Origin of the sequence: Microbispora sitophila, assembly GCF_014892245.1 — a bacterium.
Taxonomy (GTDB): Bacteria; Actinomycetota; Actinomycetes; order Streptosporangiales; family Streptosporangiaceae; genus Microbispora; species Microbispora siamensis.
Genome location: NZ_JADBGC010000015.1, coordinates 101,816 through 113,917, shown reverse-complemented (window position 1 = coordinate 113,917; position 12,102 = coordinate 101,816). Strand labels below are relative to the sequence as shown.

The following is a 12,102-nucleotide window of genomic DNA, read 5'->3' as shown; positions in this document are numbered from 1 at the left end:
CGCCGCGGCGGCTGCCCGCTGCGGCGATGGTGCTCCGGGTGATCCCCGTTGGCGTCACCACCCCGGAGTGGCGGACGGGCGCCCTCTGTCCGGGAGGATGGTGACCTGCGGTGATCGTGCTTGTGTTCGACCTCGGTCGGCGTCGATGACCTCACATTTGCATGCGTAGAGGACAGGATGTGTCCTCTACCGGAGCAGGATGGGTCTCATGCCGAAGACGTCCGCGCGACTGCTCGCGCTTCTCTCGCTGCTGCAGACCCGTCGTAACTGGTCGGGCGAGGACCTGGCCGCGCGGCTGCAGATCAGTGCGCGCACGGTGCGCCGTGACGTGGACCGTCTCCGCGAGCTCGGTTACCCGATCACAACCTTCAAAGGCCCCGACGGCGGATATCGGCTCGATGCCGGTTCGCAGCTGCCTCCGCTGCTGTTCGACGACGACCAGGCCGTCGCCCTCGCCGTGGCTCTCCAAACAGCCACCGCGACCGGTGTCGGCATCGAGGAAGCCGCGGCGCGTGCGCTGAACACCGTCCGGCAGGTCATGCCCGCACGGCTGCGCCGCCGGATCGACACTTTCCAGGTCACCGCCGTCGAGCGGCCCGCGACGCGGCCGGACGCACAGGTCGACAGCCGCGTGCTCATGGCGCTCAGCGCCGCCGTCCACGCCGGTGAGGTGCTGCGCTTCGACTACGCGGCCGCATCACCGCCGGAGTCGGACGACGGCGGCGTGCTGACGCCGCCGCGCCGGGTGGAGCCTCATCATCTGGTCACCTGGGGCGGGCGCTGGTATCTCGTCGCCTGGGACCTCGACCGCGAGGATTGGCGCACCTTCCGCGCCGATCGGATCACCCCGCGCTCCCCTACGGGGCCGCGTTTCACCCCCCGCGAGCTGCCCGGAGGTGATGTGGCCGCCTTCGTGACCGGCAGGTTCCGGGGCTTCGACGGCTCCGGTGACTGGCTCTGCCGCGGTGAGGTGATCCTCGGCCTGCCCGCCGCCGACGTGTCCCGATACACGCGCGACGGGGTCGTGGAGGAGCTCGACCCGGACCGCTGCCGGCTCGTCCTGGGCTCGTGGTCATGGGTCGGCCTGGCCGCCGCCGTCGGCAGGTTCGACGCCGACATCGAGGTCGTCGGCCCGGCCGAGCTCAGGGAGGCTTTCGCGCATCTGGCCCGCCGCTACGCCAAGGCCGCGAGCGGCGCGCCCGCCGCCCCGCCCCCCGATCGCCGCGATTCGGCGCGGCCATGGTGATGGCGGTACGACCGGGGTCGGCGCGGGCCTCGTTCCGGGGATGATCGCTCCGGCTACTCGCGCCGGGACTCCGTGGACGCCTCGCCGGCGGTGGCCGCGCTCGCCTGGATGCCGTCCAGGAGCCACTGGAGGCCGAGAGTGAAGCTGGTGTCCCAGTCGCCGTCCGCGACCAGGGGACCATGGGCGGCGAGGACGGGATACCGGTCGCTCTCGGCACGGAACCGCTCACGGGCGGCCTGTCCTGTGGCCTGCTCTCCCCCGGCCGTCCAGGTCTCCTGCATCAGCGCGGACCCGATGACGTAGTTGGACAGCCCGTACGCCGCGGCGGTCAGGTGGGGTTCGGCGACCCCGGCCTTCACGAGGGTGGCGTACAGGAACTCGCTGCGGGCGAGCACGTTGGGGCCGAGCATCGGGCGGCCCAGCAGCGCCGCCGACCAGGGGTGGTCCAGGAGGACGGTGCGCCACCCGGTGATGAGTGCGGTGACGGCGGCGCGCCAGTCGCGGCCGTCGTCCCCGGGGATCTCGACCGCCGCGAAGATCGCGTCGAGGGCGAGGTCGAGGACGTCGTCCTTGGTCTTCAGGTGCCAGTACAAGGTGGTCGAACCGGTGCCGAGGCGCTCGGCGAGCCGGCGCATGGTCAGCCGGTCGGCGCCCTCCTCGTCCAGGAGCGCGACGGCCTCCGCCACGATCCGGTCCCGGCTGAGCGGGGGCGCCTCGCGCGCCGCCCGCGCGGGCGGCCGCAGCCACACGTCCCCGGCCGATCCCGAGCCTTTCCCCGCCACTTCTGTCCTCCTCCTCGTCCGGAGGCGAGTCTAGTATGGTGATCGAGCACTGGACCATTGATCTAGTCACTGGAACGTCGGTCCGGAGGCGGGGAGGAACGACGGTGGCGGGACATGTGGAGGTGGACCGGCTCACCTACGTGCTGCCGGACGGGCGGCTGCTCCTGCACGAGGTGTCGTTCCGCGTCGGCGACGGCGTCAAGGCCGGGCTGGTGGGGCCGAACGGCGCGGGCAAGACGACCCTGCTACGGCTGATCGCCGGAGACCTGCGCCCGGACGACGGCCGGGTGCGCCACTCGGGCGGGCTGGGGGTGATGCGGCAGTTCATCGGTGGTGTCCGCGACGACAGGACCCTGCACGACCTGCTGCTGTCCGTGGCTCCGGAGCGGGTCAGGGCCGCCGCGGCGGCCCTGCTGCGGGCGGAGTCGGCGCTGGCGGCGTGTGACGACGAGGCGGCGCAGCTGGCCTACGCGCAGGCGATCGGCGACTACGCCGACGCCGGCGGCTACGACATGGAGGTGGTGTGGGACACCTGCGCGACGGCGGCGCTGGGCCTGCCCTACGACGCGGTACGGCGGCGGCCGGTGAGCACCCTGTCGGGCGGGGAGCAGAAGCGGGTCGTGCTGGAGGCGCTGCTGCGCGGCCCGGACCAGGTGCTGCTGCTGGACGAGCCGGACAACTACCTGGACGTGCCCGCCAAGCAATGGCTGGAAGGGTGGCTGCGTGCCACCTCGAAGACGGTGCTGCTGGTCTCCCACGACCGGCGGTTGCTGGCCGAGGCCGCGGACCGCATCGTCACGGTGGAGTCGCGCGGCGTGTGGGTGCACGGCGGGGGTTTCGCCACCTACGCCCAGGGCCGCCGTGACCGCATCGACCGGCTGGAGGAGCGGCGCCGCCGCTGGGACGAGGAGCACGCCAAGCTCAGGCGCCTGGTGCAAACCCTCCGGCAGACGGCGGCCAACAACGACGCGCTGTCGTCCGCCTACCGGGCCGCCCGCACCCGGCTGGAGCGGTTCGAGGAGGCGGGCCCGCCCGAGCGCCCGCCGAGGCGGCAGAACGTGCGGATACGGTTGCGCGGCGGCCGGACCGGCAAACGCGCCGTGGTCTGCGAGGGCCTGGAGCTCACCGGGCTGATGCGGCCGTTCGACGTGGAGATCTGGTACGGCGAGCGCGTGGGCGTCCTCGGATCTAACGGCTCGGGCAAGTCGCACTTCCTGCGGCTGCTGGCCGAGGCCGCCGGCAGCGCGGTCCCCAAAGGCACGGCCACCCCGGTCCGCTACAGCGGTTCCGTACGGCTGGGCGCGCGGGTGGTGCCCGGCCACTTCGTACAGACCCATGCCCGGCCCGAGCTGCACGGACGCACTCCCGCCGAACTGGTGACGTCCGGATATGCGCTCACGCTGAACGACGCGATGGCCGCGCTGGCCCGCTACGAGCTCGCGCCGGCCGCCGGGCAGCGGTTCGAAACCCTGTCCGGCGGGCAGCAGGCGCGGTTGCAGATCCTGCTGCTGGAGCTGTCCGGTGCGACCCTGCTGCTGCTCGACGAACCGACCGACAATCTCGACCTGGCCAGTGCGGAGGCCCTGCAGCAGGGGCTGGCGTCCTTCTCCGGCACGGTCCTGGCCGTCACGCACGACCGCTGGTTCGCCGCCGACTTCGACCGCTTCCTCGTCTTCGGCGCCGACGGGACCGTGTACGAGAGCGCCGAGCCGGTGTGGGACGAGGCCCGGGTCAGGCGTGGCCACTGACCGCGCGGCGTCCCGGGCGCGGGAGCCGGGGGCGGGGCACGGGCGTGATGCGCTCAGGAGACGCAGACGCAGAACTCGTTGCCTTCGGGATCCCGCCAGACCTGCCAGAGGTTCTCGTGCATCTCCCCTACCGGGGTGGCTCCGAGCGCGGCGGCGCGGGCGACGGCGCCGGCGAAGTCATCGGTGACCAGATCCAGGTGGATGCGGTTCTTCACTGTCTTGGGTTCGGGGATTGCAGGGCCAGGCCGGGGCCGAGACTGATCCAGTCGTCCTCTCGGCGAGTGATGTCCCGCTCCAGCAGCCGGCTCCAGAACCCGGCGAGCCCGTCGAGGTCGTTGGCGTCGATGACCACGCCACCCAGGCGAATGCTCATTCTTCCCTCTCGGCGTACCGATTGATCGTGGCTGGACCCGTTGTCCAGGCCGGTACGGATCCCGACCATGGCAGAAGGAGGATCTTTCGAGGAAGAGGCAGGGATCGCCCGCATGAACCCGGTTGTCATACGCCGTCTCGGCGGCGAGGACTGGCCTACCTGGCGCCGGCTGCGACTGGCGGCACTCGCCGACGCGCCCGGCGTCTTCCACGGAGACCTGGATGAGGAACGGGCCTACGACGAGGCGCGGTGGCGCGCATGGACCGAGGACGGTGTCAAGGTGGCCGCGTTCGACGCGGACATGCCGGTGGGTGTGGCCGCGGGGCGTGTCCCGGCGGACCGGGCCGGGGCCGTGGAACTTTTCGGCATGTGGGTGCGTCCCGAGGTCAGAGGCGGGCGGATCGCCGAGCGTCTGGCACTGGAGGTGGTGGCCTGGGCGCGGGAGACGGAACGTTCCCGGGTGGAGCTGTGGGTCGTCTCCGGCAACGAATCCGCCGAACGCGTCTACCGGCGGCTCGGATTCCACGACACGGGCGAGTACGAACTCCATCCCTTCGACCCGGGCCTGCGCAAGTACGTCATGGCCAAGGGCGTCGGCGAACGGTGACGGCCGATCCCCCGGTGGCTCGCGCACGGGTGAGCTGGCGATGCCGCCGACAGGACCCCCGTCCGGGCCGGGAACCGGTCGAGGTGACCGAGCCCCGGAGCCGTGGGCGGCCATCGCGCAGCCGGGGTTCGCCTGCGGGCGTACGTCCCCGGGCCGATGCCGCGTGGGCGGTGGCCGGTTAATCTCGCGGCATGGACTCCGTGACGACCATCCCGTGGCCTGCGCGCGTCGCGTGCCGCGTCCTTGTTCGCGCGAGGGCACGCCGCCGATGACGAGAACGAAGGCCGCGGCCTGGGCGGGGAGCGCCTCCTACCTCCTCATGGTGGGCCTGCTGGTGGGGGGCACGGCGGGGGCGCCGGGCACGGTCCAGGGTGCCGGTTCCCTGCTTGCCGTGGGCCTGCTCGTCGGTGTGGTGCGGCGGACTCCGCTGTCGGCTCTGGCAATGGCATTGTTCGGATCCACCGCCGTGGTGGTGGGCGCTGCGAGCCCCGTCGCCGAGAGCCTGGCAGCGGCGTATCAGGGCCGGTTCCTGTCGTATCTGGCGGTGGACCTCGTCCTGGGCTTCGTCGTCGCCACGTGCGCACGCCGGGCTTCGATCGTCGCCGTAGCCGTGTCCTTCACTGTGCAACTCCTGGTGATCGGCGGCTTTTCGCAGGGGAACGACCTGACCGTCAACGGGGTGATCGCCCTCCTGGCGATGGCCGCGTCATGCATGGCCGGTCTGCTGATTCGCGAGCGCCGCGAGCACGCGGCGGCGCTGCGTTCGCAGGAGGTGGCCGAGGCCGTGACCGCGGAACGGCTGCGGATCGCACGGGAACTGCACGACATGGTCGCGCACAGCATCGGCATCATCGCCATCCAGGCCGGTGTGGGGAGCCGGGTCATCCAGACGCAGCCGGCGGAGGCCGGCGAGGCGCTGCGCACCATCGAGGCCACCAGCAGGCAGACCCTGTCGAGCCTACGGCGCACGCTCGTGGCGCTCCGTCAGGCCGACGGGGGCGCGATCGGCTCGGAGCGGTCACCGCTCGCACCCTCGCCGGGCCTGGCGGACGTCGAACAACTGGCGGCGGCGACCGCGGACGCGGGGGTGCGCGTCGACGTGCGCCGCAGTGGGGAGCAGCGTTCGTTGCCGGCCGATGTCGATCTGGCCGCCTACCGCATCGTGCAGGAGGCGCTGACCAACGTGGTCCGCCACGCGGGCATCGGCCACTGCCGGGTGGCCATCGACTTCGGGGATGAGGAGCTGTTTGTGGAGGTCGTCGACGACGGGCGCGGCACCACCGGAAACGGATCGGCGCACGGCTTCGGCATCGTCGGCATGCGGGAGCGGGCCGGCCTGCTCGACGGCCACCTCAGCGCCGGGCTGCGCCCCGAGGGCGGCTTCCGGGTGGCAGCCCGGCTGCCGCTGCCCGAACCCGCCACAGTCGCGGTGGAGGCCCGATGACCGTCCGGATCCTGCTCGCCGACGACCAGCCGCTGGTGCGGTCCGGGCTGCGCGTGCTCATCGCCGACCACCCCGACATGGAGGTCGTCGGTGAGGCCGCCACAGGCTCGGAAGCGGTTCGGCTCGTCGGCGACCTCGGCCCCGACGTCGTGGTGATGGACATCAGGATGCCCGGCATGGACGGGATCGAGGCCACCCGCCGGATCACGGCCGGCCCGGCGACGACCCGCGTCCTCGTCCTGACCACCTTCGATGAGGACGACCACGTGTACGGCGCGCTCCGGGCCGGCGCGAGCGGCTTCGTGGTCAAGGACATGGCGCTGGACGACATCCTCGCGGCGATCCGCGTGGTCGCCGCCGGAGACGCACTGATCGCGCCGAGTGTGACGCGCCGGCTGATCGCGGACTTCGTCCGGCGCCCCGGAGCTGCCCCGGAGCGCTCCCCGCGGCCGATCGAGGGCATCACCGAGCGGGAACGCGAAGTGCTGACCCTGGTCGGACGCGGCCGGTCGAACACCGAGATCGCGGAGGACCTCTTCATCACGGTGGCCACCGCCAAGTCGCACGTGTCACGGCTGCTCACCAAACTGGGCGCCCGCGACCGGGTCCAGCTCGTGATCACCGCCTATGAGCTGGGGCTCGTCACGCCGCCGCGCTGATCGACGGCGTTACGACGGGCGTGAGAGCCGGTCGGGCGTTCGTCCGTGATAGCTGGTCGGGGAGGTCGGTTAGCCGTTCGATGCGGAGCACCGTCTCGTCTGCCGTTGGCGATGGCCCGCCGGTGACGAAGTCGATGCCGCGGTCCAGCCGGATGCCGGTGAGCCCGGCGAGGGGGGCTGCGTTCACGTCGCTTTTCAGCATGTCGCCCACGTTGACCGCCTGCGCGGGGTCCGTCCGCATCCACCGGCAGGCGGTGGCGAAGGCGACGGGGTCGGGCTTGGCCGCACCGAGCTCGGTCGGGGTCAGGACGGCGTCGAAGTATTCGAGGAGGCCGAAGCGGGCGAGTTTGGCGCGCTGCTGCTCGGGGTCCCCGTTGGTGAGAACGGCCAGACGCGGTCCTCGGGGAAGCCGTTTCAGGGTCTCCATGCAAGGCTGGACATCGGGATAGCTCCGCCAGGACTCCTCGAACGCTGTGAGGTAGCGCTCGGCGAACCAGGCGTCCAGAAGGCCGGGACTTTCAGGAACCGGCTCGCCGAGCATTGGCAGGAAGGAACGGAGCCTGCGCCGGTGGTGCTCAGCGAAGGAGCACTGGCCAGCAAGGTATTCCTGCATGTGCCGCCCCTTCAGCGTCCACCACAACGTCACCAGCTCGTCCGGTGGAGCCGTCGCCTTCGGCGCGGCCTGGACGATCTGGCCGATCGCTTCCAAGACTGCGCCTCGGTGATCGACCGGGGTGCCGTCCGGATCGAAGAAAACCACCTCCGCCACAGGAGGATCATCTCGTTGCACCTGCCCCTGACGCCCGCGGGTAGCCATTGCCGCCCCTTGCCCCCGGCGACACCCTCGCCCTATTGTCAATGAATCAGTTGATAAAGAGGTTGGTTGATAAAGATGCCGCTTGATGACGCGGAGGACCGCCTGGACCGGGCGTTCACCGCATTGGGCGACCCGGTTCGGCGTGCGCTGATCGCCCGGCTGTCGCGAGGTGAGGCGACCGTGAACGAGCTCGCCGAGCCGTTCTCGATCACCAAGCAGGCCATCTCGCGGCACATCCAGGTGCTGGAGGCGGCCGGGCTGATCACGCGAAGCCGTGACGGCCAGCGCCGTCCATGTCACCTGAATCCGGCGGCGCTCGAGGAGCTGACGAGCTGGATCGACACCTACCGTCTGATACGCGAGGGACAGTTCCGGCGCCTCGACGACGTACTCGACGAGATAAGGGAGCAGGAACGATGACCGAGAACCCGACCACCATCACGGCCCAGCCCGGCAACCCGTTCATCGAGGTCATCCGCGACTTCGACGCGACACCCGCGCAGCTCTTCCGCGCGTACACCGACCCCGAGCTGGTCACCCGCTGGCTCGGCCCGCGCGAGCTCGAGATGCGCCTCATCGAATACGACGCGCGCTCGGGCGGGGCGTACCGCTACGTGCACCGCGACACCGAGGGCAACGAGCACGGCTTCCACGGCGTCTTCCACACCGTCACCCCCGACGAGCGGATCATCCAGACCTTCGAGCACGAGGGCACGCCCGATGTCGTCAGCATCGATTACACGACGTTCGAGGACCTCGGCGGACGTACCCGGCTGCGGACTCGTTCCGTGTTCCCGACCGTCGACGCACGTGACGCCATGATCGCCTACGGGATGGAACGCGGCATCCTCGACTCAATGGACCGCCTCGACGAGCTGGCTCACAGCCCCGCCGCCGGCCGCCCGGAGGCGAGCCGGGTCGTCGTCGACATCTCGATGTCGCTGGACGGGTACGTCAGCGGACCGGACGTCGACCTCGAACGCGGCCTGGGGGTGGGCGGCGAACCGCTGCACGCCTGGGTGACGGACGAACGTACGCCGCGCGACGCGGAGATCCTCCGGGCGTCCTTCGCCGACACCGGAGCCGTCATCATGGGCCGGCGCACCTTCGACATCGTCGACGGGCCGCACGGATGGAACGACGAGGTGGGCTACGGCCACGACCAGGACCAGACCGCCGCTCCGCCCGCCTTCGTCGTCACCCATGCACGGCCCGAGAAGGTACGGCTGAGCGACCGGTTCATCTTCGTCACCGACGGCCTCGACAGTGCTGTGGACAAGGCGCGCGCTGCCGCCGGCGGCAAAGACATCGTGATCATGGGAGGCGGCACGATCGCGCACGAGTTCCTGCGGGCCGGCCTGGTGGACATTCTCAAGATCCACCTCGCCCCGATCATCCTCGGCGGCGGCACGTCGCTGTTCCCCGAGGGGATGCCGGAGTCGCTGCGTCTGGAGCCGCTCGACTCCGTGTCCACCCCGGCCGCCGAGCACCTGACCTACCGTGTGATCAAGTGAGGGACGGTCTCACCCGTCGCGATCCGCGCGGGCAGGCCACCACCTGTCCGCGCATCACCGCCCAAGGGGGCCCGTGAGGAACAAGTCCGCGAGATCCGGCGGTAAGGGCCCTCGTTGTGGGCTATTCAGGCAGGTCTGCGATCATGTCGCCGTGATCAGCCAGGGGCTGGAGGGCTACGGCCGGTTCGGGTCGCTGTCGCGGGTGGAACGTGGAGCGGTTCTTCCATCTCGATGACGAGGATCGGCGGCTGATCGGCAAACGACGTGGTGATCACCCGCGCCTGGGCTTCGGCCTCCAGATCGTCACGGTTCGGCACCTGGGCATGTTCCTGGCCGATCCGTTGGACGTGCCGGTCGAGCTGACCGAACGGGAGAAGACCAAGCTCGAACACGCCTGGGAAATTCAGCAGGAGTACGGGCTGAGCTCGTTCGCCGCAGTGGAGTCCGAGCTGTCCGCGTGGATCGCCGACCAGGCGTAGGTGACCGGGGACGGGCCGAAGGCGATCCTGGAGGGTGCGATCGTGTGGCTGCGGGACCGGCACGCGCTGCTGCCCGGCATCACCACACTGGAGCGGTTGGTCGCCGAGGGACGGCAGGCCGCCGAGCGGCGGTTGTGGCGGACGCTGGCCGACCAGGTGATACCGGAGGTGGCCGGGGCACTGCTCGCGCTGCTGGATGTGCCGGAGGGCAAGGACAAGCGGCGCCGAGTGAGCGAGCTGGAACGGCCGCGGCGCGGCGTGTTCCGCTCGTCGTCGAAGGGCATGGTGGCCGCGCCGCGCCGGCTCGGCGACATCGAGGCGTTGGGCGCGGCCCGGTTGAACGTGTCGGCGGTGCCGCCGCGGAGGCTGCTCGCCCTGGCCACGCACGGCATGTCCGGAAAGGCGACGCTGCTGCGCCGGCTGCCGCTGGAGCACAAGCTCGCGGTGCTCGTGGCCACGGTGGTGGCGTTGTCGGCGCGGGCCGCCGGCACATCAAGCACCGCAACATCTTCGCCGCCGCGTCCTCCCGCTGGCGCGACCCGCGCGCTCATCTGCTGTCCGGCGCGGCATGGGATACCGCCCGCGGGCCGGGGATGAACGCGCTCGGCCTGCCCGAGCAACCGGCGCCGATGCTCACCGGCCACGCCACGGCCCTCACCCGTGACCGGCTGCATCACGTCGACCAGAACTACGTGCGATTCGAGACCATGGCCGCCGCGAACGTGCCCCTGGTTGAGGCCCAGGCGGAAATCGAGCTGGCGCAGGCGTGGGGTGGTGGGCTGGTTGCCTCGGTGGACGGGCTGCGGTTCGTCGTCCCGGTCCGGACCCTCTACGCCTGGCCGAACCCGAAGTACTTCGGCCGCAAACGCGGCATCACCTGGCCCAACATGATCAACGACCAGGCCGCTGGTCTCACGGCGAAGGTGCTGTCCGGTACCCCCGCGCGACTCACTGCACGCCGTCGATGTGGTGCTAGGCCAGCAGGGCGGCGTAGCGCCGGAGGCGATCATCACCGATACCGGGTCCTACAGACCGCGCCGCCCGCGGCCGCATCGACCTCGACCGGATTACCCAGCACTGGGAGGACATGCGCCGGGTCACGGTGACGCATAGGGCTTGCCGCTGGCCGGCCGGGATCGGCCGCTGCACTGGGCGATCAGCCAGACCAGCCATATCCGCCCGATCTTTTCCCCAGTACTACGGGGACCCCACCTCGACATCGAGGGTGTGCCCGACCCGAGCACGTCCCCTGGATCGACCCGACCCATCCGGCCTGACGAACGGCCCGGTTTCAGCGGCTTCACCGCTCAGAAATCCTCCGCCACGTCGTCAGTTCCGGTAGCCCCTCGCCACCGGTGGAAGGATTGACGACCATGACCGACGCCAGACTGCTAGGCGACGACGAGGCCGCGTTCATCGCGGCGGCCCGCTCGAATGACGCGGCACAGTTCGCGCTCATCACGGAGCGCTACCGGCGTGAGCTGCAGGTGCACTGCTACCGGATGCTCGCGAACTACGAGGACGCCCAGGACATGACGCAGGAGACGTTCCTGCGGGTGTGGAACAAGCGGGAGTCGTTCAAGGGCCACGCTGCGCTGCGGACCTGGCTGTACCGGATCGCCACGAACGCCTGCCTCGACTTCCTGGACAAGCGCAACGACCGCACACCCGTGCCTGCCGAGCTGCCGGGCGCGGGCTCGGAATTGCGCTACCTGCAGCCCTACCCGGACCGGATGCTCCCGGAGGACCCGCAGGAATCGGTGGTGGCGCGGGAGACGATCGAGCTGGCGTTCATCGTCGCCGTCCAGCACCTTCCGCCGCGGCAGCGGGCGGTGTTCATCTTGCGCGACGTCCTCGGCTGGCCGGCGTCGAAGGCCGCCAACGCCCTCGAGCTGACCGTCGCATCGGTGACCAGCGCACTGCAGCGGGCGCGCGTGACGATGCGCGAGCAGCTGCCCGACCGCCGCCTCGACTGGCGGAGCCCTGCCCCGCACGAGCTGTCGGATGACGAGCGCGGCGTGGTGAAGTCGTATATGGACGCCCATGAGCGCAACGACCTCAACGGGCTGATGGCCCTGCTGCGCGACGACCTGCGCTTCGCGATGCTGCCCGAGCCGGGCACCTTGATCGTCACGGCCAAGGACGCAGTGGACGGCTGGGTCTCCGGCGGGCTCTTCCAGCGCGGCCACGACGACTGGCGCTGCACCGCCACCACGGTCAACCGCATGCCTGCCGCCGCGCTGTACCTCCGCACCCCCGACGACCCGGAATACCGTTTGTTCACCATCGCGGTCCTGCACATCGTCGACGGGAAGATCGCCGAGCTCACCGGATTCGACGCCACCGACAAACCATGGCTGAGCCTGCCCGCGACGCTGTGATCAGACAAGTCCCCATCGTCGACGAGTCCAGCGCACGGGCCGGCGTCACCGT

Annotated in this window: 14 protein-coding genes and 1 pseudogene; 11 read left to right on the top strand and 4 right to left on the bottom strand. The window is 70.7% G+C overall.

Annotated features, from left to right (window positions below; translation table 11 throughout):
* Window positions 1–208 precede the first annotated feature (208 nt).
* Window positions 209–1,246, top strand: a complete 1,038-nt coding sequence (locus IL992_RS26860) for a helix-turn-helix transcriptional regulator (RefSeq protein WP_193206149.1) — start codon at window positions 209–211, stop codon at window positions 1,244–1,246.
* 53 nt (window positions 1,247–1,299) lie between these two features.
* Here the strand turns inward: IL992_RS26860 and IL992_RS26855 are convergent, their stop codons facing one another.
* Window positions 1,300–2,028: a TetR/AcrR family transcriptional regulator gene (locus tag IL992_RS26855; RefSeq protein ID WP_193206148.1), complete on the bottom strand. Its 729-nt coding sequence runs from the start codon at window positions 2,026–2,028 to the stop codon at window positions 1,300–1,302.
* A gap of 104 nt (window positions 2,029–2,132) precedes the next feature.
* Here IL992_RS26855 and IL992_RS26850 point away from each other — a divergent pair, with 104 nt between their 5' ends.
* Window positions 2,133–3,776, top strand: coding sequence for an ABC-F family ATP-binding cassette domain-containing protein (locus tag IL992_RS26850; protein WP_319018844.1), 1,644 nt, complete (start codon window positions 2,133–2,135; stop codon window positions 3,774–3,776).
* Window positions 3,777–3,829: 53 nt separating this feature from the next.
* Here IL992_RS26850 and IL992_RS46540 read toward each other — a convergent pair whose 3' ends face one another.
* Both IL992_RS46540 and IL992_RS46535 read right to left on the bottom strand, forming a co-directional pair.
* Complete coding sequence (locus IL992_RS46540) at window positions 3,830–4,042, bottom strand: VOC family protein (protein WP_404804793.1); 213 nt, start codon at window positions 4,040–4,042, stop codon at window positions 3,830–3,832.
* Window positions 3,988–4,149 carry a VOC family protein gene (locus IL992_RS46535; protein WP_226873834.1) on the bottom strand — a complete coding sequence of 54 codons (162 nt, stop codon included), beginning with the start codon at window positions 4,147–4,149 and terminating at the stop codon, window positions 3,988–3,990. Before IL992_RS46535 ends, IL992_RS46540 begins: the two co-directional genes overlap by 55 nt.
* 112 nt (window positions 4,150–4,261) lie before the next feature.
* Here IL992_RS46535 and IL992_RS26840 point away from each other — a divergent pair, with 112 nt between their 5' ends.
* The 3 genes from IL992_RS26840 (at window position 4,262) to IL992_RS26830 (ending at window position 6,859) form a co-directional block, all read left to right on the top strand.
* The gene (locus IL992_RS26840; protein ID WP_193206146.1) at window positions 4,262–4,756 is read left to right on the top strand and encodes a GNAT family N-acetyltransferase; all 495 of its coding nucleotides are present in this window, start codon (window positions 4,262–4,264) and stop codon (window positions 4,754–4,756) included.
* A gap of 268 nt (window positions 4,757–5,024) precedes the next feature.
* The gene (locus IL992_RS26835) at window positions 5,025–6,200 is read left to right on the top strand and encodes a sensor histidine kinase (RefSeq protein ID WP_193206145.1); all 1,176 of its coding nucleotides are present in this window, start codon (window positions 5,025–5,027) and stop codon (window positions 6,198–6,200) included.
* Entirely contained in the window at window positions 6,197–6,859 is a 663-nt protein-coding gene (locus tag IL992_RS26830) for a response regulator (RefSeq protein WP_193206144.1), read from the top strand. The genes IL992_RS26835 and IL992_RS26830 overlap by 4 nt, the downstream gene beginning before the upstream one ends.
* Here the strand turns inward: IL992_RS26830 and IL992_RS26825 are convergent.
* Window positions 6,843–7,676, bottom strand: coding sequence for an HAD family hydrolase (locus tag IL992_RS26825; protein WP_193206143.1), 834 nt, complete (start codon window positions 7,674–7,676; stop codon window positions 6,843–6,845). The genes IL992_RS26830 and IL992_RS26825 overlap by 17 nt on opposite strands.
* Window positions 7,677–7,751: 75 nt before the next feature.
* Here IL992_RS26825 and IL992_RS26820 point away from each other — a divergent pair, with 75 nt between their 5' ends.
* The 6 genes and pseudogenes from IL992_RS26820 to IL992_RS26795 all read left to right on the top strand — a co-directional run bounded on the left by IL992_RS26820 (window position 7,752) and on the right by IL992_RS26795 (window position 12,050).
* Window positions 7,752–8,096 carry an ArsR/SmtB family transcription factor gene (locus tag IL992_RS26820; protein WP_193206142.1) on the top strand — a complete coding sequence of 115 codons (345 nt, stop codon included), beginning with the start codon at window positions 7,752–7,754 and terminating at the stop codon, window positions 8,094–8,096.
* Window positions 8,093–9,190, top strand: coding sequence for an SRPBCC domain-containing protein (locus IL992_RS26815; protein ID WP_193206141.1), 1,098 nt, complete (start codon window positions 8,093–8,095; stop codon window positions 9,188–9,190). Before IL992_RS26820 ends, IL992_RS26815 begins: the two co-directional genes overlap by 4 nt.
* A gap of 209 nt (window positions 9,191–9,399) precedes the next feature.
* On the top strand, window positions 9,400–9,669 hold the full coding sequence (locus IL992_RS26810; RefSeq protein WP_193206140.1) for a DUF4158 domain-containing protein: 270 nt from the start codon (window positions 9,400–9,402) through the stop codon (window positions 9,667–9,669).
* Window positions 9,670–10,266, top strand: coding sequence for a DUF4158 domain-containing protein (locus tag IL992_RS26805; protein WP_193206139.1), 597 nt, complete (start codon window positions 9,670–9,672; stop codon window positions 10,264–10,266).
* Window positions 10,267–10,295: 29 nt separating this feature from the next.
* Window positions 10,296–10,698, top strand: a pseudogene (locus tag IL992_RS26800) (Tn3 family transposase); the annotation flags it as partial.
* 344 nt (window positions 10,699–11,042) lie between these two features.
* Window positions 11,043–12,050 (top strand): RNA polymerase subunit sigma-70, encoded by a 1,008-nt coding sequence (locus IL992_RS26795; RefSeq protein WP_193206137.1) that lies wholly within the window; start codon window positions 11,043–11,045, stop codon window positions 12,048–12,050.
* The last annotated feature ends 52 nt before the right edge of the window (window positions 12,051–12,102 follow it).